The following is a 24,317-nucleotide window of genomic DNA, read 5'->3' on the forward strand; positions in this document are numbered from 1 at the left end:
CTCGCACGCCCGGCGCGGGCCCCTGCGAGGGGGCCGCTCCGGCACCTCACCGCGGGGCCCGGTCCGCGGCGACCGGACGCGACACGCGCCGTCGGTGCTCCTGCTGCGCGGGCGCAGCGGCGACGATGGCGGGATGGACGGCCGGAGCGAGTCCACCCGCCCCCGGCGCACGGCCCGCCGGGTGCCCGCGGCCGCGGCGCGCCGGCGCCTGCGCGGGCCGGCCTGGCTCGACGGGCCGATGACCAGCTGCCACCTGGTGATCGGCGCGGCCGGGCTGCTGCTGGCCATCGGGCTGGTCATGGTCTTCTCCGCCTCCGCGATCGAGGCCGCGCTGGCCGACCAGCCGGCCTGGCGCCCGGGCGTGGACCAGCTGCTGTTCGCCGCGCTCGGCCTGGTCGCCCTCGGCGTCGCGGTGCGGCTGCCGGCCGGGCTGGTGCGGCGCTGGTCGCCGGTCGCGCTCCTGGTCGTCGTCGTGCTGCTGGTGGCCGTGCTGGTCCCCGGCATCGGCGTGGAGTACAACGGCTCGCGGGCGTGGATCAGCCTCGGGTTCACCGACTTCCAGCCCTCCGAGCTGTCCAAGCTCGTCGTCTCCCTGTGGGGGGCGCACGTGCTGGCCGTGCACGGGCGGCACCTCACGGTGAAGACGCTGCTGCTCCCGCTGCTGCCGGTCTTCGGCCTGCTGTCCCTGCTCCTCATGCTCGAGCCGGACTTCGGCGCCGTGATCAGCCTGCTGCTCGTGGTCTCGGGCCTGCTCTACGCCGGGGGCATGCCCTGGCGGCTGTGGGCGGTGGGCGGCGCGACCGTGGTCACCGGCGTGGTGCTGATGGTCCTGGCCGAGCCGTACCGGATGGAGCGGATCACCGCGTTCCTCCACCCCTTCGACGACCCCACCGACACCGGCTTCCAGGCCATCCGCGGCTTCTACGCGCTGGCCAACGGCGGCCTGTGGGGGGTGGGCCTGGGCAACAGCGCCATGAAGTGGAACCTGCTGCCCGAGGCCGAGTCGGACTACATCTTCGCGATCATCGGCGAGGAGCTCGGCTTCCTCGGCTGCCTGGTCGTGATCACCCTCTACGCGGTGCTGGCCTACGCCGGCTTCCGCATCGCCCGCCGCGCCACCGACCGCTTCGTGTCGCTGGCCAGCGTGGCGATCACCGTCTGGCTGGTCGGCCAGGCGGCCCTGAACATGGGCTACGTGGTGGGCCTGCTCCCGGTCACCGGGGTCACGCTGCCGCTGGTCTCCGCCGGTGGCACCTCGCTGGTGCTCACCCTCTTCATCGTGGGACTCCTCATCCGCTTCGCCCGATCCGAGCCCGACGCCATCGAGCACCTGCGCCGCACCCCCCGCGGCCGCCTCGCCCGCTGGCTGCTGCCCGTCCCCGCCCACGCCGTCGACCCGGTCCGGCCGCCCCGGTCCCGGCCCGAGCGCGCGCCCCGCCCGGTGCCCCGCCGCCCGGTGGAGGCCCACCCCGTGCGCCGGCCCGCCGAGGACCGCCCGGCCGAGCGCCGGGTGCCGCCCCCGCCGGCGCGCCGCCCCGACCGCGACCGGGTGCCCGCCCGGCCCGCCGACCGCGGCCCCGTGCGCCCGGCCGACCGCCCGGTGCGCCCCGCCGACCGCCCGGGACGGTCCCGGTGAGCGCGCCGTCGGTCGTCCTCGCCGGCGGCGGCACCGGCGGGCACATCGAGCCGATGCTGGCCCTGGCCGACGCCCTGCGGCGGCGGGACCCCGGCCTGCGGGTCACCTGCCTGGGCACGGCCCGCGGCATGGAGACCCGGCTGGTGCCCGCGCGCGGCTACGACCTGCGGCTGATCCCGCCGGTCCCGCTGCCGCGCAAGCCCACCCTGGACCTGCTGCGCGTGCCCGGCCGGGTGCGCCGCTCGGTCCGCGACACCCGTGCGCTGCTCGACGAGCTCGCCGCCGACGTCGTCGTCGGGTTCGGCGGGTACGTCGCGCTGCCGGCCTACCTGGCCGCGCGACGCGCGGGTGTGCCGGTGGTCGTGCACGAGCAGAACGCGCTGCCCGGGCTGGCCAACCGGATCGGCGCGCGGATCGCCGCCCGGGTGGCGGTGACCGTGCCCGGCACGCCGCTGCACCGCGGCGAGCACGTCGGCATGCCGCTGCGGACGGCGATCAGCGGCCTGGACCGCGCCGCCCGCCGCGCCGAGGCGCGCGCCGCCTTCGGCCTGGACGCCGACCGGCCCACGCTGCTGGTGTTCGGCGGCTCGCAGGGCGCGGCCTCGCTCAACCGGGCGGCGGTCGCCGCGGCCGACGCGCTCACCGCCGCCGGGGTGCAGGTGCTGCACGCCCGCGGCCCGAAGAACACCGACGTCGAGGTGCCGCCGCGGCCGGCCGGCGCCGCGCCCTACGTCGTCGTCGACTACCTGGAGCGGATGGACCTCGCCTACGCCGCCGCGGACCTGGCGCTGTGCCGCTCGGGCGCGGTCACCGTGGCCGAGCTGTCCGCGGTCGGGCTGCCCGCGGCGTTCGTGCCGCTGCCCATCGGCAACGGCGAGCAGCGGCGCAACGCCCTGCCGGTGGTCGAGGCCGGCGGCGGGCTCCTGGTCGACGACGCCGACCTCTCGCCCGCCTGGATCGAGGCGACCCTGCTGCCCCTGCTCACCGACCCCGCGGCGCTGTCGGGGTACGCCGCGCACGCCGCCGCGGCCGGGGTCCCCGACGCGGACGAGCGGCTGGCCGACATCGTCCTGGAGGTGGCGACCGGTGACCGCTGACGCGACCGCCGCGTGGACCGGGCCGGTGCCCTCGCTGGAGCAGCTCGGCGCGGTGCACTTCATCGGCATCGGCGGCGCCGGCATGAGCGGCATCGCCCGCATCCTGCTGGCCCGCGGGGTGCCCGTCTCCGGCAGCGACCGGCGCGACACCCCGACCCTGCTGGCGCTGCGGGCCCTCGGCGCCCGGGTGGAGGTCGGGCACGACGCCGCGCACCTCGGCGACGCCGACAGCGTCGTCGTCTCCTCCGCGATCCGGGAGGACAACCCGGAGCTGGCCGCCGCACGCGCCCGCGGGCTGCCGGTGCTGCCGCGCGCGGTGGCGCTGGCCGCGGTGATGGCCGGGCGGCGCAGCGTCGCCGTCGCCGGCACCCACGGCAAGACCTCGACCACCTCGATGCTCACCGTCGCCGTGCAGGCCTGCGGCGTCGACGCGTCGTTCGCCATCGGCGGCACGCTCAACGAGTCGGGCAGCAACGCGCACGCGGGGGAGGGCGACGTCTTCGTCGCCGAGGCCGACGAGAGCGACCGTTCGTTCCTGCTGCTGGCCCCGCACGGCGCGATCGTCACCAACGTCGAGGCCGACCACCTGGACAACTACGGCGACCTCGCCGCGGTCGAGGCGGCCTTCGACCGGTTCCTCGGCACGGTGGACCCCGCCGGGTTCGTCGTCCTGTGCGCCGACGACCCCGGCTCGGCCCGGCTGCGCGGCGTCCCGACGCCGGCCCGGGTGCGCACCTACGGCACCACCGAGGACGCCGACCTGCGGATCGTCGACCTCGACGTCGGCCCCGACGCCACGAGCTGGACCGCGGTCCTCGACGGCGCGGTGCTCGGCCGGGTCCGGATCCGGGTGCCCGGCGAGCACATGGCCCGCAACAGCGCCGCCGCGCTGCTGGCCGGCCTCGAGCTCGGCCTGCCCGCCGACGGACTGGTCACCGGGCTCGAGCGCTTCGGCGGGGTGCACCGCCGCTTCGAGCTCAAGGGCGTCGCCGCGGGCGTCCGGGTCTACGACGACTACGCCCACCACCCGACCGAGGTGACCGCCCAGCTGCACGCCGCCCGCGCGGTGGCGGGGGAGGGGAGGGTGGTCGTGGCCTTCCAGCCGCACCTGTACAGCCGCACCCGCGAGTTCGCCGGCGCCTTCGGCGAGGCCCTGGGCCTGGCCGACGAGGTGGTGGTGATGGACGTCTACGGCGCCCGGGAGGACCCGGTGCCCGGCGTCACCGGCGCGCTGGTCGCCGACGCCGTGCCGCTGCCGCCCGACCGGGTGGCCTTCGAGCCGTCCTGGTCGGCGGCCGCCCCGGCGCTCGCCGACCGCGCCCGCCCCGGCGACGTGGTCATCACCATGGGCGCCGGCAACGTCTCGATGCTCGGCCCCGAGGTGCTCACCGCCCTCGGTGGCGGGGCCGCCGGCGCGGAGGGTGCGGCGCGGTGAGCCGCACCGGCCTGACGACCGCCGACCGGGAGCGCGGGGTCCCGGCCGAGGTCGCCCGGCCGGCCCGCCGCCGACGCCGGCGGGACAGCCCGGCCGACCGGCGCCGCCGTCGCGTCGTGGGAGCCGCGGTCGCGCTCGTGCTCGCCGTCGCGGCGGGCTGGGCCGTGTGGGCCAGCCCGCTGCTGGCCGTGCGGACCGTCCGCGTCGACGGCGCCACCACGCTCACCGCCGAGCAGGTGCGCACCGCCGCGGGCGTCCAGGAGGGCACGCCGCTGCTGCGGGTCGACACCGACGCCGCCGCCGCGCGGGTGGCCCGGCTGCCGCAGGTGGCCGACGTCACGGTCACCCGCGGCTGGCCGCGCAGCGTCGTGGTGACCGTGGTCGAGCGGCGGCCGGTCGCCGTCGTCGAGCAGGCCGGCACGCGCTCCCTGGTCGACCGCGACGGTGTGCCGTTCGACACCGTCACCGGCGAGGTGCCCGACGGCGTCGTCCCGCTCGACGTCGCCACGCCCGGCCCGGACGACCCGGCCACCCGCGCCGCGCTCGGCGCGCTCGTGTCGCTGCCGGCCGACGTCCGCGGGCGGGTCACCGGCGTGCAGGCCACCACCGGCGAGGACGTGACGCTCGCCCTCGCCGACGGCACCACCGTCGTCTGGGGCGGCGCGGACGGCGCCGACACGAAGGCCGCGGCGCTGGTCGCGCTGCTGGACCAGGTCGCGTCCGGGGTGATCGAGCCGGCGACGACGATCGACGTCAGCTCGCCGCGCGCCGTCGTCCTGCGCTGAGCCGGCGGACCGCTCGCGCTCCGTGTGCGGCCGTTCGCGGACGGCAGCCGGAGCGGCGCGCCGCCGACACGCCGGTCCTCGCGACACGCCCGACACGCTGCACGGGTCAGATTCACCTCCGTGCCGCCGCCGTCCCGGGTCTCGACCTCGGGATGAGGCCTGCGACAGGCGGGTCGTCACCGACCGTGGTGCAGTTGTGACACCCGGGTCGCCAGGTGACGGTGGGGTGTCGACCTGGCGACACGCCGGGCCGGGGAGGGTGCTTGTAGCGCCCGACGCGGCCCACCTAACTTCGTCCGCGTCGACCCAGTTGACATAACACTAAGTCTGTACTTGAGGATGAGGGTCGAGGTCGGGAGCCCCACATGACACCTCCGCACAACTACCTCGCGGTCATCAAGGTCGTCGGCATCGGCGGCGGCGGTGTGAACGCGGTCAACCGGATGATCGAGGTCGGTCTGAAGGGGGTGGAGTTCATCGCCATCAACACCGACGCCCAGGCGCTGTTGATGAGCGACGCCGACGTCAAGCTCGACGTCGGCCGCGAGCTCACCCGCGGCCTCGGCGCCGGCGCGCAGCCCGACGTCGGCCGCCAGGCCGCCGAGGACCACCGCGAGGAGATCGAGGAGGTGCTCAAGGGCGCCGACATGGTCTTCGTGACCGCCGGCGAGGGCGGCGGCACCGGCACCGGCGGTGCGCCGGTGGTCGCCTCGATCGCCCGCAAGCTCGGCGCGCTCACCATCGGCGTGGTCACCCGGCCGTTCTCCTTCGAGGGCAAGCGCCGCGCGGTCCAGGCCGAGTCGGGGATCGAGGAGCTGCGCAACGAGTGCGACACGCTCATCGTCATCCCCAACGACCGGCTGCTGCAGCTCGGCGACCGCAACGTCAGCGTGATGGACGCCTTCCGCACCGCCGACCAGGTGCTCCTCTCCGGTGTCCAGGGCATCACCGACCTGATCACCACCCCCGGCCTGATCAACCTCGACTTCGCCGACGTCAAGTCGGTCATGTCCGGCGCCGGGTCGGCGCTCATGGGCATCGGCAGCGCCCGCGGGGACAACCGCGCGCTGCTCGCCGCGGAGCAGGCCATCGCCAGCCCGCTGCTGGAGGCCTCGATGGAGGGCGCCCACGGCGTCCTGCTCTCGATCTCCGGCGGCTCCGACCTCGGCCTGTTCGAGATCAACGAGGCCGCCTCGCTGGTCTCCGACGCCGCCCACGCCGACGCCAACATCATCTTCGGTGCGGTCATCGACGACGCCCTGGGCGACGAGGTCCGCGTGACCGTCATCGCCGCGGGCTTCGACGGCGGCCGGCCCTCCGCCCGCAAGGACGCCGCCGTCGCGGCCACGCCGGCCCCCGCCCCGGCCGCCCCGCCGGCGCCGAGCCGATTCGGCGGCAGCCCGCCGCCGGTGGCGTCGGCCGCGCCGCGGGCGACGGGGGAGCGCCTGGTCCCGTCGGCGCCCGCGGTCGCCCCGGTGCCCGTCAGCCCGGCCCCGGTCCGTCCGGCCCCGCCGGCCGGCGGGGGGATCACCGTCCCGCCGCTGCCGCCGGTGCAGAACGCCGCGGCTGCCGCCGCGGGCCGCCGGCCGCTGGGCAACGAGGACTTCGAGGAGGAGCTCGACATCCCGGAGTTCCTGCGTCAGTGAGGGAGGAGTCCAACTCCTCGGCCCCCTCGCAGGGGCCCGCCGGGAGCGTGCGAGCGGTGGGGGGCGAGGGGGTCCTTCGTCCGCCGGCGGTGCGACCCCGCCGGGTCGTCACCGACCGGCGGGGCGGCCGCTCGCACGCGCCCTACGACTCGTTCAACCTCGGCGGCCACGTCGGCGACGACCCGGCCGACGTCGCCGCCAACCGGGAGCGGCTCGCCCGCGAGCTGGGCGTGCCCGGCGACCGGCTGGTGTGGATGGACCAGGTCCACGGCACCGGCGTCGCGATCGTCGACGGCCCGGCCGACCGGCCGCTGCCGGCGACCGACGCCCTGGTGACCCGCACCCCCGGCCTGGTGCTGTGCGTGCTGGTCGCCGACTGCGTGCCGGTGCTGCTGGCCGACCCGGTCGCCGGCGTCGTCGCCGCCGTCCACGCCGGCCGGGAGGGGGTCCGGCAGGGCGTCGTCCCGGCCACCCTGGCGGCCATGGCCCGGCTGGGCAGCCGCCCGGCCGACACCACCGCGCTGCTCGGCCCGGCCGTCTGCGGCGCCTGCTACGAGGTCCCCCGGGAGATGCAGGCGCAGGTGGCCCGGGTGGCGCCCGCGGCCGCCGTGCGCACCCGCAGGGGCACGCCGGGGCTCGACCTGCGCGCCGGGCTCGCCGAGCTGCTCGGCCGCGCGGGACTGGCCCAGGTGGTGCACGACCCGCGCTGCACCGTCGAGGACCGGCGGCTGTACAGCCACCGCCGCGACGGCGTCACCGGCCGCCAGGCCGGCGTCACCTGGCTCGGCTGACGGTCGCGGCCGCGCGGGATGATCGTCCCGTGACCACCCCGGCCGACCGTCTGCGCGCCGTCCGCGAGCGCATCGCCGCCGCCGCCCGCGCCGCCGGGCGCGACCCCGCCTCGGTGGCGCTGGTGGCCGTGAGCAAGACGCGGACGGCCGGCGACGTCCGCGAGCTCGCCGCGCTCGGCCAGGCGGCGTTCGGCGAGAACCGCGCCCAAGAGCTCACCGCGAAGGCGGCCGACCTCGCCGACCTGCCGCTCGAGTGGCACTTCGTCGGCCAGCTGCAGCGCAACAAGGCCGCAGTCGTCGCCCGCACCGGCGCCGTCGTCCACTCCGTCGACCGGCTGCCGCTGGCCCGGGCCCTCGCCCGCGCGGGGGAGGAGGCCGGCCGGCCGGTGGAGGTCTTCGTGCAGGTCGACCTCGGCGGGGCGCCCGGGGAGATCGCCGAGCGCGGCGGCGCCGCCCCGGACGACGTGCCGGCCCTCGCCGACGCCGTCGCCGGCCTGCCCGGCCTGCGGCTGCGCGGCCTCATGGCCGTCGCCCCGCGGGACGAGGAACCCGGCCCCGCCTTCGCCCGGCTGGCCGCCCTCGCCGACCGCGTGCGCGCCGACCACCCCGGCGCCGCGGAGCTGTCCGCCGGCATGAGCGGCGACCTCGAGGAGGCGATCGCGGCCGGCGCCACGCTCGTGCGTGTCGGAACCGCGCTCTTCGGTCCCCGGCCCATACCCTCGCCCGCAGTCACACCAGTCACAGGGGTCCCACCCGGGACGCCGGAGGAGGTCGTCTGATGGCCGGTGCCATGCGGAAGATGGGCATCTACCTCGGACTCGTCGAGGACGACGACGCCCGCGCCTACGGGCGCTACGACGCCCGCCAGCCCGACCACCACGACCGGTACGACGACGGCCGCTACGACGAGGGCCGCTATGACGAGGGCCGCTACGACGAGGGCCGCTACGACGAGGGCCGCTACGACGACGGCCGGTACGACGAGGGGCGCTACGACGGCGCCCGCTACGACTCCGGGCGCCTGGAGGCCCCGCGGCTGGACGCGGGCCGGTACGACTCGGGCCGCTACGACGAGCGCCGCTACGACCGGTTCGACGACTCCTACCCCGGTGACCGCGCCGACGAGGGCCGCCGTCCCGCCGGCGACCGGCTCGACGGCGACCGCTTCGACGACCACCACCCCGGCGACCGTGCCGACGAGGACCGCCCCGGCCCGCGCGTCGCCGCGCCGGCCGCGTCCGAGCCCGCTCCCCTCCGCCGCGCGGGCGCGACCCGTCTCGGCCTGGCGCAGCAGCCGCCGTCGGCCCCCGCCGCGACCCCGGCCGCGGCCTCGGGCCCGTCCCGGCTGGGCTCGGTGAGCGGCGGCACCGGGGGCGCGGCCGCCGGCCTGGCCGCCCGCGAGCCGGTCGCCGCGCCGGAGCCGGCGCCCGTGGCGCAGCCCTACCGGATCACCGCGCTGCACCCGAAGACCTACAACGAGGCCCGCGCGATCGGCGAGGCGTTCCGCGAGGGCAGCCCGGTCATCATGAACCTGACCGAGCTCGACCACGCCGACGCGCGGCGACTGGTGGACTTCGCTGCAGGGCTCGTCTTCGGACTGCGCGGTAGCATCGAGCCCGTCACGGCCAAGGTGTTCCTGCTCAGCCCGCGGGACGTCGACGTGACGGCCGAGGACAAGGCCAAGATCCGCGAGAGCGGGTCCTTCCCCGAGTCCTGAGCCGTCGGCCGGGGCGCGGAGGGCAGGCAGAGACGGCACCGCAGGTGCCCCGGGACGAGCGAGGACAGTGGCTCTCTTCTGGCAGATCGTGTCGTCGATCCTGCTCGTCTTCCTGATCCTGCTGTTCGCGCGTTTCGTCGTGGACTGGGTGATGGTGCTGGCGCGCAGCTGGCGCCCGTCCGGCTTCGTCGCCGCGGGCCTGGAGGTCGTGTACGCGACCACCGACCCGCCGCTCAAGGCGATCCGGAAGGTGATCCCGCCCCTGAACCTGGGGTCCATCCGCCTGGACCTCGCGTTCATGGTGTTATTGATCGCCGTCTACATCCTGCGGAGCATCACGTCCGGTCTCGCCCTCACCGCGTGACCGACGTGCGCGCGCCCCGCGCGTGATCCGACAGAACCCGTATCCGCCGTCCGACCCGAGGTGAGCCCCTTGCCACTCACGCCAGCCGACGTGCACAACGTCGTCTTCAAGAAGCCGCCGATCGGTAAGCGTGGCTACGACGAGGACGAGGTCGACGCGTTCCTCGACGTGGTGGAGGCCGAGCTCGCCCGCCTCATCGAGGAGAACAACGAGCTGCGCGCGGGCTCGGGCACCGGCCGGGTCGCCGCCCAGCCGGTCGCCCCGGAGCCGGCCCCGGCTCCCGCCCCGGTCCCGCCGCCGGCGGCGCGCGAGGACGACACCACGCGCGCGTCCCGGATGCTGGCGCTGGCGTCGGAGACCGCCGACCGCTACGTCAACGAGGCCAAGGCCCAGGCCGACCAGATGGTCGCCGGCGCCAAGACCCAGAGCGACCGGATGGTCGCCGAGGCCCGCGCCAAGAGCGAGCAGATGGTCAACGAGGCGCGGCAGCGCGCCGAGTCGATGGTCAACGACGCCCGCACCCGCGCCGACACGATGGAGCGCGAGGCGCGCGCCAAGGCCGCCGCCCTCGACCAGGACGCCGAGCGCCGGCACCGCGAGGTCATGGGCCCCCTCGAGGAGAAGCGGCAGAACCTCGAGCGCAAGATCGAGGAGCTGCGGACCTTCGAGCGCGAGTACCGCACCCGGTTCCGGTCCTACCTCGAGTCGCACCTGCGCGACCTCGACGCCCGCGGCTCCGCCGAGCCGTCGTCGGCCAGCCGGCAGACGCAGCACGCGCCCGCCTGACAGCACCCGCACAGGGCCCCCGGACCACCGGTCCGGGGGCCCTGTGGCGTCCCGGGGCCGGTCCGCGCGGGCGACGGCGCCGGGGACGCGGAGGGCCCCGGACGTCGCGTCCGGGGCCCTCCGCCCGCCTGCACCCCGCTGCCGGCGCGGGGACCTCCGTCAGCCCTTGACGCTCCCGGCCAGCAGGCCCCGCACGAAGTAGCGCTGGAGGCCCAGGAACACCGCCAGCGGCAGCACGATGGAGACGAACGCCCCCGCCGCGAGCAGGTACCAGTCCGAGCCGCGGGTTCCGGCGAGCTCGGCGACCCGCACGGTCAGCGGCACGACGTCGGGCGCGCCACCGGCGAAGGTCAGCGCGACGAGCAGGTCGTTCCACACCCAGAGGAACTGGAAGACGGCGAACGCCGCGATGGCCGGCGTCAGCAGCGGCAGCAGCACCTGGAAGAAGATCTTCACGTGGCCGGCGCCGTCCATCCGGGCGGCCTCCACCAGGGAGGGCGGGATCTCCTTCATGAAGTTGTGCAGCAGGAAGACCGCCAGCGGCAGCGCGAAGATCGAGTGCGACAGCCAGATGGTCCAGAAGGAACCGGCCAGCCCGGTGTCCACGTAGAGGCTCAGCAGCGGGATGAGCGTCACCTGGATCGGCACGACCTGCAGGGCGAACACGGCGACGAACAGGATGTTGCGTCCCCGGAACGGGATCCACGCGAACGCGTAGGCCGCCAGCAGCGCCAGCGAGATCGGGATGACGACCGCCGGCAGCGTGATCACCAGCGAGTTCACGAACAGCGAGGCGAAGTTCGTCCCGCCGCCGTAGAGGACCTCGTTGTAGTTGTCGACGGTGAACGTCGGGTCGGTGAACACCGTCCACCAGCCGGAGCGGCGGATGTCGAGCTCCGGCCGGAAGGAGGTGATGAGCAGGCCGAGGGTCGGCACCGTCCACAGCACCGCGATGACCAGCGCGATGACCGACGCCGCGGGCGAGCTGAGCTTCGTCCGGGCGGCGACCGCGCGGCGCTCGGCCCGGGTGAGCCGGCGCTCGTCGGCGGGGACGGGCGCCATGACCGGGGTGGTCGTGGTCATCGGATCTCCTCGGCGAGACGCAGCTGTCGGACGTTGTAGGCGATGATCGGGACGACCAGCACGAACAGCAGGACGGCGAGGGCCGCGCCCAGACCGACGTTGAACTGGCGGAAGGCCTGCGTGTAGAACTCGTTGGCCACGACGCTGGTGCCGAACTGGCCACCGGTCATCGTCCGCACCACGTCGAAGACCTTCAGCGTCACGATCGCGACCGTCGTCAGCACCACCACCAGGGCGGGCCGGATGCTGGGCACGGTGACGTAGCGGAACATCTGGAAGCCGCTGACGCCGTCGAGGCGCGCGGCCTCGACGATGTCGTCGGGGATGGCCTTGATGGCCGCCGACAGCACGGTCATGGCGAAGCCGGCCTGGATCCAGATCATCACGACGATCAGGTAGAAGGTGTTCGACGGCGCGTCGAGCAGGAACTGCCGCGGCTCGATGCCGACCATGACCAGCAGCTGGTTGAGCAGGCCGATCTGGTTCACGCCGGGCTGGTCGGGGCGGTACTCGTAGACGAACTTCCAGATGACGCCGGCGCCCACCATCGAGATCGCCATCGGGAGGAACACCAGCGCCTTGGCCAGGCCCTCGAACCGCGTGCGGTCGACCAGGTAGGCGTAGACCAGCCCGAGGCCGGTGGTCACCAGCGGGACGAGGACGACCCACAGGAGCGTGTTGAGCAGCACGGTCTGGAAGTTGTCCTCGGTGAAGACCGTGACGTAGTTGTCCAGCCCGACGAACTCCGAGCCGTCCCGGTCGTAGAACGACCCGCGGATGGTGTCGAGGGCGGGGTAGACCAGGCCCACCGCGAGCAGCAGGAGCGTCGGGCCGACGAAGCCGGCCGCGACGACCCAGTTCGGCACCCGCCGGGGCCGGTCGACGGCGAACAGGATCGCCGCCATCACGGCGGCGAACAGGAGGATGGCGACCACCATCAGGGCGATCTTGTGCCCCGTGGTGCTCGCGTCGAGGAACCACTGCACGGCTGACGACCTCTCTCCGGCAACGGAAGGCCGGGGGGACCGCAGCCGTGGCTGCGGTCCCCCCGGTCTCCAGGGATGGGTACGGCGGTCCCGTCAGCCGGCGGCTGCCGGGACCGCGGGGATCAGGCCGTCGGCCAGGCGTTCTCGACGTCGGTGAGGACCTGCTGGGTCGGCTTGTCGGACGCGATCCAGTTGGTCAGCTCGGTCCACAGCGCACCGGCACCGATCTCACCGGGCATCAGGTCCGACCCGTCGAAGCGGAAGACGGCGTCCGGGTTCTGGAACTGCTCGGCGGCCAGCTGGTCGATCGGCGAGACGAGGTTCTCGACGTCGAGGCCGGTGTTGGCGCTGACCCAGCCGGGGCCGGAGACCTGGGCCTTGACGTTGGCCCAGTCCGCCGAGGACAGGTAGGTCTGGAACGCCTGGGTCGCCGGGTCGTCGTTGAACGCCGCGGTGAACTCGCCACCGCCGAGCACGGGGGCCGCACCGTCGCCCTCGATGGCCGGCAGCGGGAAGGCGAAGACGTCGCCGTCCTCGGCGACCTCGGTGCCCTCGGGCCAGTTGGCCTGGTAGAAGGACGCCTGGCGGTGCATCCAGCAGCTGCCGTCGAGGATGGGCAGGCCCGCGTCGCCGAACTCGGTGGAGGCGATGGACTGCACCTCGCCGAGGCCGCCGTTGACGTAGGCGGGGTTCTTCAGGATGCCGCCGACGGTGTCCAGCGCCTCGACGATCTGCGGGTCGTCGAACGGGATCTCGTGGGCGACCCACTGGTCGTAGACGTCGGGACCCGCGGTGCGCAGGACGACGTCCTCCAGCCAGTCGGTGGCCGGCCAGCCGGTCGCGTCACCGGAGCCGATGCCGGCGCACCAGGGCTTGGCGCCGGAGGCGGCGATCTCGTCGGAGAGCGCGACCATCTCGTCCCAGGTCGTCGGGACCTCGTAGCCGGCGTCCTCGAACGCCGACGGGGAGTACCAGACGAAGGACTTGGCGTTGGCGCCCAGCGGAGCCGCGTAGAAGGTGCCGTCGACGGTGCCGTAGGCCTTCCAGCTCTCGTCCCAGTACTCGTCGACGTTCGCCTCGACCTGCTGCGGGGCCGGGACGACGGCGCCGGTGCCGACGAGCGTCGCCAGCAGACCCGGCTGCGGGATGAAGGCGATGTCGGGGGCGTTGCCGCTCTGGACGCGGACGACGAGCTGCGCCTCGAACTCGCGCGAGCCCTCGTACTGCACGTCGATCCCCGTGCACTCCTCGAACGGCACGTAGGAGTCGATGTGGGGCTGGTCCTCGGGGTCGACGATCGACGTGTAGACGCTCACCGTCTCGCCCTCGACGTCGCCGAACTCCTCGTACGGAGCGCAGTCGATCGTCAGGTCGGAGGCCGCCGCCGTCCCGCCGCCGCCCCCGCTGGTCTCACTTGCGCCGCAGCCGGCGAGCACCAGTGCCACGCCCAGGCCGCCGGCCAGCGCACCCTTGCGCCGGCCTGTCGCGCGCATCGTCATGTACGTCCCTTCAGGGTCCCCGCGGTCGTCGACCGCGGCGTGTGGTCACGTGCGAACGGGCCGGTCAGCTGCCGGCCCGTCTGGTACGCCGGGGGACCATAACCTCGCGGCCGACGCCGTCCGGTCACGTTGCCGAAACCGTTATGCAACGCGTGCCCCGTCCGGGGGAGGAGACCCCGGTCACGCTCCGCGCAGGTCACGGGCCGGTCACGGTCGGCGGCCCGGACGGGTGCCGCCCGGGCGGGGCGCTGGTCCCCGGCGAACGCTGCGTGTCACAGTGGGCGCGCTCTGCACCGGCGCAGAAGGGATGCTGAACGAACGCCATGGCCGCCATCACCTACGACCGGGCCACGCTCGTGTACCCGGGGGCGACCCGCCCGTCGGTCGACGCGCTCGACCTGTCCATCGCCGACGGCGAGTTCCTCGTCCTGGTCGGCCCGTCGGGCTGCGGCAAGTCCACGTCGCTGCGGATGCTGGCCGGCCTCGAGGACGTCACCGACGGGTCGATCCGCATCGGCGACCGGGACGTCACCCACCTCCCGCCCAAGGAGCGGGACATCGCGATGGTCTTCCAGAACTACGCGCTGTACCCGCACATGACGGTGGCCGACAACATGGCCTTCGCGCTCAAGATCGCCGGCATGTCCAAGGAGGACCGGCTGACCCGGGTGCGCGAGGCGGCCCGGCTGCTCGACCTGGAGCAGTACCTCGACCGCAAGCCCAAGGCGCTCTCGGGCGGCCAGCGGCAGCGGGTGGCCATGGGCCGGGCGATCGTGCGCAACCCGCAGGTCTTCCTCATGGACGAGCCGCTGTCCAACCTCGACGCCAAGCTCCGCGTGCAGACCCGCACCGAGATCGCCGCCCTGCAGCGCCGGCTCGGGACGACGACGGTCTACGTCACCCACGACCAGGTCGAGGCCATGACCATGGGCGACCGGGTCGTGGTCCTCAAGGAGGGCGTCCTCCAGCAGGTGGACACCCCGCGCGCGCTCTACGACCGGCCGGTCAACGAGTTCGTCGCCGGTTTCATCGGCTCCCCGGCGATGAACCTCGTCACCGTGCCGCTGCGCGAGGGGGGCGCCGTCCTCGGCGGCCACCCGGTGCCGCTCTCCCGCTCGGTGCTCGACGTCCTCGCCCAGGACGGCGAGGGGACCGCCACGCTCGGCTTCCGGCCCGAGGCCGTCCAGTTCGTCGGGACCGGGGAGGGGTTCCCGGTCGAGGTCCAGGTGGTGGAGGAGCTCGGCTCGGACGCCTTCGCCTACGGACGGCTCGGGGCCGCGGGCGGCATCGAGGGCGCGGAGGGCACCGAGCGACCCCTGGTGCTGCGGGCCGACGCGCGCCGGCCCCCGGCCAAGGGCGAGGTCGTGCACGTGGCGATCCGCCCCGGCGAGGCGCACGTCTTCTCCGCCCTGACCGGACGGCGGATCGGCCATGCCGGGGACTGACCGGCGCCCGGCGCCCGGGAGCCGCCGGTGATCGTCGCCGCGGCGCTGCTGGTCCTCGCGGGCCTCGCGCTGTTCGTGCTCGGCGTCGTCACCGCCGTCACCGCCTGGTACTGGGCCTGCGTCGGCGCCTGCGCCCTTGCCGCGGTCCTGCTGGTGGTCGCCCGGCTGCGCGCCCCCGCCGGCACCCGCGTCCCGGACGCCGGCCGCACCCCGGGCCGCACGGACGCCCCTCCACGCACGGAGCGGACCAGCACGGAGCGGACCCGCACGGAGCGGACCAGCACGGAGCCGCCCCGCTCAGCCGGGCGGACCGCGGACCGGCCCGCGGAGGCGCCGCGGCCGGGCGAGGCGCCCGCCGCGCCGGTCCGCGCCGAGGAGGCCGCGGCCGGGGAGCCCGCCCCGGCGGAGCGGCCGGCCCGCGCCGGGCGGCACGAGGCCCCCGAGACGGACGGGCCACCCGCCGGGCCCGCCGCCGCCGAGGCGCCCGCCCGGGCCCCCGCGCAGCCCGCCCGCGGCGCCGCCACGGGCGCGTCCCTGAACGGGGGCGACACCCCGGAGGAGGACGTCGAGGTCACCGACCTGCTCCTGGTCGTGGACCTGACCGACGAGGTGCTCGTCGTCGACGAGCACCCGCGCTACCACCTGGCCGACTGCCCCTGGCTGGCCGGCCGGGAGCCGATCCCGCTGCCGGTGAACGAGGCGCGCACCGACGGGTTCACCCCGTGCGCGGTCTGCGGACCGGACGCGCACCTGGCCACCGTCGAGCGCGCCCGCAGGGCCGCCCGCCGCGGCTGACCGCGGCGGGCGGCCGCGTCAGGCGGCCACGAGGTCAGGCCCGGGCGAGCCAGAAGCGGGAGCCGTTCGGCCCCTCGACGCCGGCACCCTCGCCCGCGGTACCCGCGTGGACGGCGGTGGCGAGCACCTCGCCGGCCAGCTGCTCGCCGGACGCGGTGAGCGCCTCGGCCATCGGCCCGTCGGCGGTCCACCACAGCTCGATCCGGTCGCTGACCGCCAGGCCCGCGTTCTTGCGGGCCTCCTGCACCAGCCGCACCGCCTCGCGGACCAGCCCGGCCCGCTCCAGCTCCGGGGTGAGCGTGAGGTCCAGCGCCACGGTCAGCCCGGCGGCGCTGGCCACCGTCCAGCCCTCGCGCGGGGTCTCGGTGACCACCAGGTCGCCCTCGGCCAGCGGCACCGCCTCGCCGTCGACGTCGACCGACGCGGTCCCGGCCCGGTAGGCCGCGACCAGGGCGGCGGGGTCGGCCGCGGCGACGGCCTTCGCCACCGCCTGCACCTGCTTGCCCAGCCGCCGCCCGACGGCGCGGAAGTCGACCTTGACGCTGACGTCGACCAGGTCGCCGCCCACCGCCGCCAGCTCGTCGAGCTCGGCCACGTTGAGCTCGTCGGCGACCTCGGCCACCAGGTCGCGGCCCATCGCGGACCAGCCGGGCGCGGCGACCAGGGCCCGCGCCAGCGGCTGGCGGGTGCGCACCCTCGCCGAGGTCCGCGCCGCCCGGCCCAGCTCCACCAGCCGGCGCACCAGGTCCACCTGCGCCACCAGCTGCGGGTCGCGGGCGTCCTCGTCGACGGCCGGCCAGGACGCCAGGTGCACCGAGTCCGGGGCGTCGTCGCCGAGGCCCGGCCGCACGACGCGCGTCCAGACCTCCTCGGTGACGAACGGGGTGAACGGCGCCATCAGCCGGGTCAGCCCGTCGAGCACCTCGTGCAGGGTGCCCAGCGCCGAGGGGTCGCCGTCCCAGAACCGGCGCCGCGAGCGGCGGACGTACCAGTTGGACAGGTCGTCGACGAACTGCGCGAGCAGCCGCCCGGCGCCCTGGGTGTCGAAGGCCTCCAGCGCGTCGGTGACGCCCTCGGTGACCGCGGCCAGCTGGGCGAGCGCCCAGCGGTCCAGCAGCGGCCGCTCGGCCCGCGGGGGAGCGGGGGAGGCGGCCGGGTCCCAGCCGTTGGTCTCGGCGTACAGGGTGAGGAAGCTGGCGGTGTTCCAGTAGGTCAGCAGGACCTTGCGGACCACCTCGGACAGCGTCTCGTGCCCGACCCGCCGCGCCGACCACGGCGAGCCGCCGGCCAGCATGAACCAGCGGACGGCGTCGGCGCCGTGCCGGTCCATGAGCGGGATCGGCTCGAGGATGTTGCCCAGGTGCTTGCTCATCTTGCGGCCGTCCTCGGCGAGGATGTGGCCCAGGCACAGCACGTTCTCGTAGGAGTTCCTGCCGAACACCAGCGTGCCGACGGCCATCAGCGAGTAGAACCAGCCGCGGGTCTGGTCGATCGCCTCGCAGATGAACTGCGCCGGGTAGGCCGCCTCGAACTCCTCCCGGTTCCGGTGCGGCGCGCCCCACTGCGCGAAGGGCATGGAGCCGGAGTCGTACCAGGCGTCGATGACCTGCGGCACGCGCCGGTAGGTCCCCTCCTCGCCGGGGCGGGTGAAGGTCACCTCGTCGATGAAGGGGCGGTGCGGGTCCAGGTCGGACAGGTCGCGGCCGGCCAGCTCCGACAGCTCCGCCAGCGAGCCGACGACGACCGTGCGGGACGGGTCGGCGTCGTTGCGCCAGATCGGCAGCGGGGTGCCCCAGTACCGGTCGCGGGACAGCGCCCAGTCGACGTTGTTGTTCAGCCAGTCGCCGTAGCGGCCCCACTGGATGGTCTCGGGGTGCCAGTGCGTCTTCTCGTTCTCCGCGAGCAGCTGGTCCTTGACCGCGCTGGTGCGGATGTACCAGGACGGCTGCGCGTAGTACATGAGCGGCGTGTGGCAGCGCCAGCAGTGCGGGTAGCTGTGCTCGTAGCGCTGCTCGCGCCACAGGACGCCGCGCTGCTGCAGGTCGACGACGAGGGCGTCGTCGGCGGCCTTGAAGAAGCGCCCGCCGACCAGCGGCACCTCCGGCAGGAAGTGGCCGGAGGCGTCGATCGGGTTGACCACCGGCAGGCCGTAGGCGCGGCAGACGGCGAGGTCGTCGGCGCCGAACGCGGGGGACTGGTGGACCAGGCCGGTGCCGTCGTCGGTGGTGACGTAGTCGGCGAGGACGACGTAGTGCGCGTCCTGCGGCCGACCGTCGGGGCCCTCGGGGAAGTCGACCAGCTCGAACGGGCGCCGGTAGTGGGTGCGCTCCCAGTCGCGGCCGGTCGTGCGCGCCAGCACCTCGACGTCGTCGGTGTCGCCGAAGACGGCGCCCAGCAGCGGCTCGGCGACGACGAGGGTGGGGCGGGCCGGGTCGGAGTTGTCGCGCGCCACCAGGTACGTGACGTCGGGGTGCACCGCGACGGCGGTGTTCGACGGCAGCGTCCACGGCGTCGTCGTCCAGACCAGCAGGTCGGCCTTCCCGGCCCACTCGCCGTCGGTGACCGGCAGCCGGACGTACACCGAGGGGTCGGTGATCGACTCGTAGCCCTGGGCGACCTCGTGGTCGGACAGGCCGGTGCCGCAGCGCGGGCAGTACGGGGCGACGCGGTGGTCCTCGACCAGCAGGCCCTTGTCGAAGACCTGCTTGAGCGACCACCAGACGCTCTCGATGTAGGAGGGGTCCATCGTCCAGTACGCGGTGGACATGTCGACCCAGTAGCCCATGCGGCGGGTGAGGTCGCTGAACGCGTCCACGTGCCGCATGACCGACTCGCGGCAGCGGGCGTTGAACTCGGCGATGCCGTAGCGCTCGATGTCGGGCTTGCCGGCGAAGCCGAGCTCCTGCTCGACGGCGATCTCGACCGGCAGGCCGTGGCAGTCCCAGCCGGCGCGGCGGGGCACGTGCCAGCCCTGCATCGTCTTGAAGCGGGGGAAGACGTCCTTGAACGCCCGGGCCTCGATGTGGTGGGTGCCCGGGCGCCCGTTGGCGGTGGGCGGGCCCTCGTAGAAGACCCACTGCGGGCGGCCCTGCGAGGCCTCCAGCGACCGGGCGAAGACGTCGGCGTCCTCCCAGCGGCGCAGCACGTCCTGCTCGAGCGCGGGCAGGTCGACCTGGGGCGGCAGCGCACGGAACGGAGAGCTCACGGACCGATCCTCCCACCCTGCCCTCCCCTCGTCCCCGAGCCGTCGAGCGCGCCCACGTCCAGGCGCGGCGGCCCGGCCGCGGGCGTACGGGAGACTGATCACCATGGGGAGCGGGCGGTGAACACCACGGTCACGCTCGCCCTGGCAGTCGGGGCGCTGGTGGTGCTCGTGGCCGCGGTCGCCCTGCGCGTGGCCGACCGGCTGGGTCTGCCGAGCCTGCTGCTCTACCTCGCGCTCGGTGTGGCGCTGGGGGAGAGCGGGCTGGGCATCGAGTTCGAGGACGTCGCGCTCACCCAGACCCTCGGCGTCGCCGCGCTCGTCGTCATCCTCGCCGAGGGCGGCCTGACCACCCGGTGGGGCGACGTACGCCGCGCCGTCGGGCCGGGGCTGGCCCTGTCGACGGTCGGCGTCGTGGTCAGCGTGGCGACGACGGCGGCGATCGGCGTCTGGCTCCTGGACCTGGACTGGCCGTTCGCGCTGCTGCTGGGCGCCGTCGTGAGCTCGACCGACGCCGCCGCGGTGTTCGCGACCCTGCGCCGGCTGCCCCTGCCGCGCCGGATGGTGGCCGCGCTGGAGGTGGAGTCCGGGCTCAACGACGCGCCCGTCATCCTGCTGGTCGCAGTGCTGTCCGACGCGCTCACCGGGGAGGAGACGGAGTCCTGGTGGGTGACCGTGGTGGTGGTGGTCGCCGAGCTGGTCGGCGGCGCGGTGGTCGGGCTGGCGCTCGGGGCCGGGGGTGCCTGGCTGCTGCGCCGCGCGGCGCTGCCGCTGTCGGGCTTCTACCCGCTGGCCACGCTGGCGCTGTGCGTGCTCGCGTTCGCGTCGGCGTCGCTGGCGCACACGTCGGGCTTCGTCGCCGTCTACCTGTGCGGGCTGGTGCTCGGCAACGCGGCGCTGCCGCACCGGGCGGTCACGATCGGCTTCGCGGAGGGCATGGCCACGCTGGCCCAGATCGGGCTGTTCGTCCTGCTCGGGCTGCTGGTCTCGCCCGGCCGGCTGCCCGACGCGATCGGCCCGGCGCTGCTGGTCGGGCTGGCGCTGCTGCTGGTGGCGCGGCCGCTGTCGGTGCTGGCGAGCCTCGTCTGGTTCCGCATGCCGGCGGTGCAGCAGGCGTTCGTGTCCTGGGCGGGGCTGCGCGGCGCGGTGCCGATCGTGCTGGCCACCTTCCCGCTCACCGCGCAGGTGCCCGGCGCCTCGTTCGTCTTCGACACGGTCTTCGTGCTGGTCGTCGTCTTCACCGTCGTGCAGGGCTCGTCGCTGCCCTGGGTGGCCCGCCGGCTGGGCATCGCCGCGCCGCTGACCCCGCGCGAGATCGAGGTGGAGTCAGCGCCGCTGGAGGAGCTCGACGCCGAGCTCATGCAGATGCGGGTGCCCGACGGCTCCCGGCTGCACGGCGTCTACCTGCCCGAGCTGCGGCTGCCCGAGGACGCCGCGGTGGTGCTGATCGTCCGCGACGGGCGGTCGTTCGTGCCCGACGAGACCACCCGGCTCATGCGCGGGGACCAGGCGCTGCTGGTGTCGGCCCGCCGCTCCCGCCCGGAGGCCGAGCGCCGGCTGCGGGCGGTCAGCCGCGCGGGCCGGCTGGCCACCTGGCGCGGCGAGCAGGGCGCCGCGACCGAGTCCGACTGAGCGGCCCCCGGACGACGACTGCGGGGAGTCGTCGTCCGGACCGGCGCCCGGACGACGACTCCCCCAGTCGCGGGAACGGAGCGGACCTCAGCCGTTGAGCTCGAGGGTCTGCGTCGTGTCCGCGCGGACGGCCGCCAGCAGGGCCGGGTCGGAGGAGAGGTCGCGGCCGTAGGAGGGGATCGCCTCCTCGAGCGCGGCGCGGCGCGCGGCCACCCGGTCGGGGAACGCCCGCTCGACCAGCGAGAGCATCGCCGAGACCGCCGTCGAGGCGCCGGGGGAGGCGCCCAGCAGGCCCGCGATCGAGCCGTCGCCGCCGACGATGAGCTCGGTGCCGAACTGCAGCACGCCCTTGCCGCTCCTCGGGTCGCGCTTGATGACCTGCACCCGCTGGCCGGCGGTGATCATCTCCCAGTCGGCCTGCTCGGCCAGGGGCACGAACTCCGTCAGCGTGCGGTGGCGGGCCTTGCGCGACTGCAGCAGCTCGGTGACCAGGTACTTGGTCAGCGCCAGCTCGGTGCGGGCCACGCCCAGCATCGAGCCGAGGTTGTTCGGCTTGACCGACAGCGGCAGGTCGAACACCGAGCCGGCCTTGAGGAACTTCGGCGACCAGCCGGCGTAGGGGCCGAACAGCAGCGAGAACTCGCCGTCGACCAGGCGCAGGTCCAGGTGCGGCACCGACATGGGCGGCGCCCCGACGGCGGCCTGCCCGTAGACCTTGGCCTGGTGCCGGCTGACCAGCTCGGGGGAGCGGGTGCGCAGGAACATGCCGCTGACCGGGAAGCCGCCGAACCCGCGGATCTCGGGGACCGCCGCCTTCTGCAGCAGCGGCAGCGCGCCGCCGCCGGCGCCGACGAAGACGAACCGGGCGCGCACGGTGCGCTCCTCGCCGGTCCGCCCGTCGGTGACGGTGACCTTCCAGCGGCCGTCGTCGCGCTTCTCCAGGCCGGTGACCCGCTGGCCGGTGTGCACCTGCACGCCGCGGGCCTCGCCCTGCTCGAGCAGCAGCCGGGTCAGCGCGCCGAAGTTGACGTCGGTGCCGGCGACCGAGCGGGTCGCGGCGACGACCTGCGCGGGGTCGCGGCCGTCCATGACCAGCGGCACCCACCCCGCCAGCTCGGCGGGGTCGTCGGTGTACTCGAGCCCGGCGAACAGCGGCTCGGCCGACAGCGCCGCGTGGCGGTTGCGCATGTAGGTGCGCCCGCCCTCCCCGGTCACGAAGCTGACGTGCGGGACGGGGGAGATGAACTCCTTGGGCGAGCCGGTCAGGCCGCTTCGCACCAGGTGCGACCAGAACTGGCGCGACACCTGGAACTGCTCGTTGATGAGGCGGGCCTTGGTGGTGTCCACCCGGCCGTCCGGCCCCGCGGGCGTGTAGTTCAGCTCGCACAGCGCCGCGTGCCCGGTGCCGGCGTTGTTCCACGCGTCCGAGCTCTCGCCCGCCACCGCGTCCGCGGACTCGAAGACGGTGATGCTCCACTCCGGCGCGATGACACCGAGCAGCGACGCCAGGGTCGCGCTCATGATGCCCCCGCCGACGAGCACCACATCGGGGTCGGTGGCTGAACCGAGGTCGGTGGACACGACTGCCTTCCTGCCGGGTGGACGTGCGCCATCTCCGACGATCGGCCGAACGGCGTCCCGGGACGCCCTCGGCGGGGTGTGAGATTCGTCTACCCGGCGGTGAGCTGCCTCACCGTCGCGGCGGTGGTACGGCCGCGCCGCGGGCCGGGAGGCACGGCCGCCGAGGCTATCGTCGGGCTCGCCGGCCGCCTCCCGCGGCCACCCGCACACCGCCGCGAGCACGAGGAGCCCCCCGCTGAGCGAGCGACCCGAGGACCCCGCGGAGGCCCCCGCCGCGGCCGCTCCGGACGACGCCGCCGTGCACGACGCCGCCGTGCACGCTGCCGCCGCGGACGCTGCCGCCCCGGCACCGGCCCGGCGCGCGCGCACGCGGCTGCTCCTCCTGCTCGCCGCGGCCGTCTTCCTCGCCGACCTCGGCAGCAAGCTGCTCGTCGTCGCCACGATCGACCGCGGCGAGAACCTCCGGGTGCTCGGCGGGGCGCTGTACCTCACGCACGCGCGCAACACCGGCGCCGCCTTCTCCTTCGCCGAGGGCTTCACCGTCGTCTTCACGCTGGTCGCGGTCGCCGTCGCCGTGGTGATCGTCCGGACGGCGCGGCGGCTGTACTCCACCGGCTGGGCAGTCGCGCTGGGGCTGGTCCTCGGCGGCGCCCTGGGCAACCTGGTCGACCGCGTGTTCCGCGAGCCGGGGTTCCTGCGCGGCGGCGTCGTCGACTTCCTGTCGGTGTTCGCGCCGGACGGCGAGGTGTACCCGATCTTCAACCTGGCCGACTCCGCGATCGTCTGCGGCGGGCTGCTCGGGGCCTACCTCGCGCTGCGCGGCGTCGAGTTCGACGGCACCCGGACCCGCGACCGCGGCGACGGCGCGGTGTCCCGCGGCTGACCTGTCACGATGGACCGGTGAGCGCTCCCGGTCAGCACCGCGCCCTCCCGGTGCCCGACGGCCTGGAGGGCCAGCGGGTGGACCAGGCGCTGGCGCGGCTGTTCGGGCTGTCCCGCGCGGTCGCCGCCGACCTCGCCGACGCCGACAAGGTGTGGGTCGACGGCCGCGTCCGCGGCAAGGGCGACCGGCTCACCGGCGGCAGCTGGCTGGAGGTCGAGCTGCCCCCGCCGCCGGGGGAGGCGCCGCCGCCCGAGCCGGTGCCCGGCCTGACCGTCGTCCACGACGACGACGACGTGGTGGTCGTCGACAAGCCGGTCGGCGTCGCGGCGCACCCGAGCCCCGGCTGGGAGGGCCCGACCGTCGTCGGCGGGCTCGCCGCGGCCGGCTACCGCATCTCCACCTCCGGCGCCCCGGAGCGGCAGGGCGTGGTGCACCGCCTCGACGCCGCCACGACGGGGCTGATGGTCGTCGCCAAGAGCGAGCGCGCCTACACGCTGCTCAAGGCGGCGTTCAAGGAGCGGACGGTCGACAAGGGCTACCACGCGCTCGTACAGGGCCACCCCGACCCCTCGCGCGGCACCATCGACGCGCCCATCGACCGGCACCCGCGGCACGACTGGAAGTTCGCCGTCGTCTCCGGGGGGCGCCCGTCGGTCACCCACTACGAGGTGATCGAGGCCTTCCCGGCCGCCAGCCTGGTCGACATCCACCTCGAGACCGGCCGCACCCACCAGATCCGGGTGCACTTCTCCGCGCTGCGCCACCCCTGCGTCGGCGACACCGCCTACGGCGCCGACCCGACGCTGGCCGCCCGGCTCGGGGTGTCCCGGCAGTGGCTGCACGCGGTGCGGCTGGGCTTCGCGCACCCCGCCGACGGGCACCGGGTCGAGTTCACCAGCGACTACCCGGACGACCTCGCCGGGGCGCTGGCCGTCCTGCGCGCCGAGTCCTGAC

20 protein-coding genes are annotated in these 24,317 nt (G+C 75.2%); 15 read left to right on the plus strand and 5 right to left on the minus strand.

What is annotated here, in order from left to right; genetic code table 11:
- Positions 1-133 precede the first annotated feature (133 nt).
- The 10 genes from ftsW (at position 134) to ACI8AK_RS10225 (ending at position 10,257) form a co-directional block, all read left to right on the plus strand.
- A complete protein-coding gene (ftsW, locus tag ACI8AK_RS10180) occupies positions 134-1,636 on the plus strand; it encodes a peptidoglycan glycosyltransferase FtsW (RefSeq protein ID WP_456956129.1) in 1,503 nt (500 codons plus the stop codon).
- Complete coding sequence (gene murG, locus ACI8AK_RS10185) at positions 1,633-2,733, plus strand: undecaprenyldiphospho-muramoylpentapeptide beta-N-acetylglucosaminyltransferase (RefSeq protein WP_387994388.1); 1,101 nt, start codon at positions 1,633-1,635, stop codon at positions 2,731-2,733. Before ftsW ends, murG begins: the two co-directional genes overlap by 4 nt.
- Positions 2,723-4,168, plus strand: a complete 1,446-nt coding sequence (gene murC, locus ACI8AK_RS10190; protein WP_387994386.1) for a UDP-N-acetylmuramate--L-alanine ligase — start codon at positions 2,723-2,725, stop codon at positions 4,166-4,168. Before murG ends, murC begins: the two co-directional genes overlap by 11 nt.
- Positions 4,165-4,953: a cell division protein FtsQ/DivIB gene (locus ACI8AK_RS10195; RefSeq protein ID WP_456956131.1), complete on the plus strand. Its 789-nt coding sequence runs from the start codon at positions 4,165-4,167 to the stop codon at positions 4,951-4,953. Before murC ends, ACI8AK_RS10195 begins: the two co-directional genes overlap by 4 nt.
- A gap of 365 nt (positions 4,954-5,318) precedes the next feature.
- Entirely contained in the window at positions 5,319-6,599 is a 1,281-nt protein-coding gene (ftsZ, locus tag ACI8AK_RS10200) for a cell division protein FtsZ (RefSeq protein WP_456956133.1), read from the plus strand.
- 89 nt (positions 6,600-6,688) lie between these two features.
- Positions 6,689-7,390, plus strand: coding sequence for a peptidoglycan editing factor PgeF (pgeF, locus tag ACI8AK_RS10205; RefSeq protein ID WP_456956135.1), 702 nt, complete (start codon positions 6,689-6,691; stop codon positions 7,388-7,390).
- Positions 7,391-7,419: 29 nt separating this feature from the next.
- Entirely contained in the window at positions 7,420-8,169 is a 750-nt protein-coding gene (locus tag ACI8AK_RS10210; RefSeq protein WP_387994375.1) for a YggS family pyridoxal phosphate-dependent enzyme, read from the plus strand.
- A complete protein-coding gene (locus ACI8AK_RS10215) occupies positions 8,169-9,107 on the plus strand; it encodes a cell division protein SepF (RefSeq protein ID WP_456956137.1) in 939 nt (312 codons plus the stop codon). The genes ACI8AK_RS10210 and ACI8AK_RS10215 overlap by 1 nt, the downstream gene beginning before the upstream one ends.
- Before the next feature lie 67 nt (positions 9,108-9,174).
- Positions 9,175-9,471, plus strand: a complete 297-nt coding sequence (locus ACI8AK_RS10220; RefSeq protein ID WP_073422422.1) for a YggT family protein — start codon at positions 9,175-9,177, stop codon at positions 9,469-9,471.
- Between the two features lie 60 nt (positions 9,472-9,531).
- Positions 9,532-10,257 carry a DivIVA domain-containing protein gene (locus ACI8AK_RS10225; RefSeq protein ID WP_456903225.1) on the plus strand — a complete coding sequence of 242 codons (726 nt, stop codon included), beginning with the start codon at positions 9,532-9,534 and terminating at the stop codon, positions 10,255-10,257.
- Positions 10,258-10,416: 159 nt separating this feature from the next.
- Here ACI8AK_RS10225 and ACI8AK_RS10230 read toward each other — a convergent pair whose 3' ends face one another.
- The 3 genes from ACI8AK_RS10230 to ACI8AK_RS10240 all read right to left on the minus strand — a co-directional run bounded on the left by ACI8AK_RS10230 (position 10,417) and on the right by ACI8AK_RS10240 (position 13,825).
- Complete coding sequence (locus ACI8AK_RS10230; RefSeq protein WP_387994369.1) at positions 10,417-11,340, minus strand: carbohydrate ABC transporter permease; 924 nt, start codon at positions 11,338-11,340, stop codon at positions 10,417-10,419.
- Complete coding sequence (locus ACI8AK_RS10235; RefSeq protein ID WP_387994366.1) at positions 11,337-12,326, minus strand: carbohydrate ABC transporter permease; 990 nt, start codon at positions 12,324-12,326, stop codon at positions 11,337-11,339. Before ACI8AK_RS10235 ends, ACI8AK_RS10230 begins: the two co-directional genes overlap by 4 nt.
- A 122-nt stretch (positions 12,327-12,448) precedes the next feature.
- Positions 12,449-13,825 carry an ABC transporter substrate-binding protein gene (locus ACI8AK_RS10240; protein ID WP_456956139.1) on the minus strand — a complete coding sequence of 459 codons (1,377 nt, stop codon included), beginning with the start codon at positions 13,823-13,825 and terminating at the stop codon, positions 12,449-12,451.
- A gap of 323 nt (positions 13,826-14,148) precedes the next feature.
- Here ACI8AK_RS10240 and ACI8AK_RS10245 point away from each other — a divergent pair, with 323 nt between their 5' ends.
- Both ACI8AK_RS10245 and ACI8AK_RS10250 read left to right on the plus strand, forming a co-directional pair.
- Positions 14,149-15,270: an ABC transporter ATP-binding protein gene (locus tag ACI8AK_RS10245; RefSeq protein ID WP_456956141.1), complete on the plus strand. Its 1,122-nt coding sequence runs from the start codon at positions 14,149-14,151 to the stop codon at positions 15,268-15,270.
- 27 nt (positions 15,271-15,297) lie between these two features.
- A complete protein-coding gene (locus ACI8AK_RS10250) occupies positions 15,298-16,065 on the plus strand; it encodes a hypothetical protein (RefSeq protein ID WP_456956143.1) in 768 nt (255 codons plus the stop codon).
- Positions 16,066-16,099: 34 nt separating this feature from the next.
- On the opposite strand, the gene ileS is transcribed toward ACI8AK_RS10250, so the two are convergent.
- On the minus strand, positions 16,100-19,270 hold the full coding sequence (ileS, locus tag ACI8AK_RS10255) for an isoleucine--tRNA ligase (RefSeq protein ID WP_387986570.1): 3,171 nt from the start codon (positions 19,268-19,270) through the stop codon (positions 16,100-16,102).
- A gap of 117 nt (positions 19,271-19,387) precedes the next feature.
- On the opposite strand from ileS, the gene ACI8AK_RS10260 reads away from it, so the two are divergent.
- Positions 19,388-20,899 carry a potassium/proton antiporter gene (locus ACI8AK_RS10260; RefSeq protein ID WP_456903877.1) on the plus strand — a complete coding sequence of 504 codons (1,512 nt, stop codon included), beginning with the start codon at positions 19,388-19,390 and terminating at the stop codon, positions 20,897-20,899.
- Positions 20,900-20,986: 87 nt separating this feature from the next.
- Here the strand turns inward: ACI8AK_RS10260 and mqo are convergent, their stop codons facing one another.
- The gene (gene mqo, locus ACI8AK_RS10265; protein ID WP_387986576.1) at positions 20,987-22,480 is read right to left on the minus strand and encodes a malate dehydrogenase (quinone); all 1,494 of its coding nucleotides are present in this window, start codon (positions 22,478-22,480) and stop codon (positions 20,987-20,989) included.
- A gap of 298 nt (positions 22,481-22,778) precedes the next feature.
- Here mqo and lspA point away from each other — a divergent pair, with 298 nt between their 5' ends.
- Together lspA and ACI8AK_RS10275 are read left to right on the plus strand one after the other, a co-directional pair.
- Entirely contained in the window at positions 22,779-23,363 is a 585-nt protein-coding gene (lspA, locus tag ACI8AK_RS10270; protein ID WP_456903880.1) for a signal peptidase II, read from the plus strand.
- A 17-nt stretch (positions 23,364-23,380) separates the two neighbouring features.
- The gene (locus tag ACI8AK_RS10275; RefSeq protein WP_387986581.1) at positions 23,381-24,316 is read left to right on the plus strand and encodes an RluA family pseudouridine synthase; all 936 of its coding nucleotides are present in this window, start codon (positions 23,381-23,383) and stop codon (positions 24,314-24,316) included.
- Position 24,317 lies beyond the last annotated feature (1 nt).

The organism is Geodermatophilus sp. SYSU D00867 (assembly GCF_054050315.1).

Coding starts and splice junctions, on each gene's coding strand:
- ACI8AK_RS10230 (WP_387994369.1), bottom strand. CDS start 11,340: ATGACCACGACCACCCCGGTCATGGCGCCCGTCCCCGCCGACGAGCGC.
- ACI8AK_RS10240 (WP_456956139.1), bottom strand. CDS start 13,825: ATGACGATGCGCGCGACAGGCCGGCGCAAGGGTGCGCTGGCCGGCGGC.
- ACI8AK_RS10245 (WP_456956141.1), top strand. CDS start 14,149: ATGGCCGCCATCACCTACGACCGGGCCACGCTCGTGTACCCGGGGGCG.
- ftsZ (WP_456956133.1), top strand. CDS start 5,319: ATGACACCTCCGCACAACTACCTCGCGGTCATCAAGGTCGTCGGCATC.
- ACI8AK_RS10215 (WP_456956137.1), top strand. CDS start 8,169: ATGGCCGGTGCCATGCGGAAGATGGGCATCTACCTCGGACTCGTCGAG.
- ftsW (WP_456956129.1), top strand. CDS start 134: ATGGACGGCCGGAGCGAGTCCACCCGCCCCCGGCGCACGGCCCGCCGG.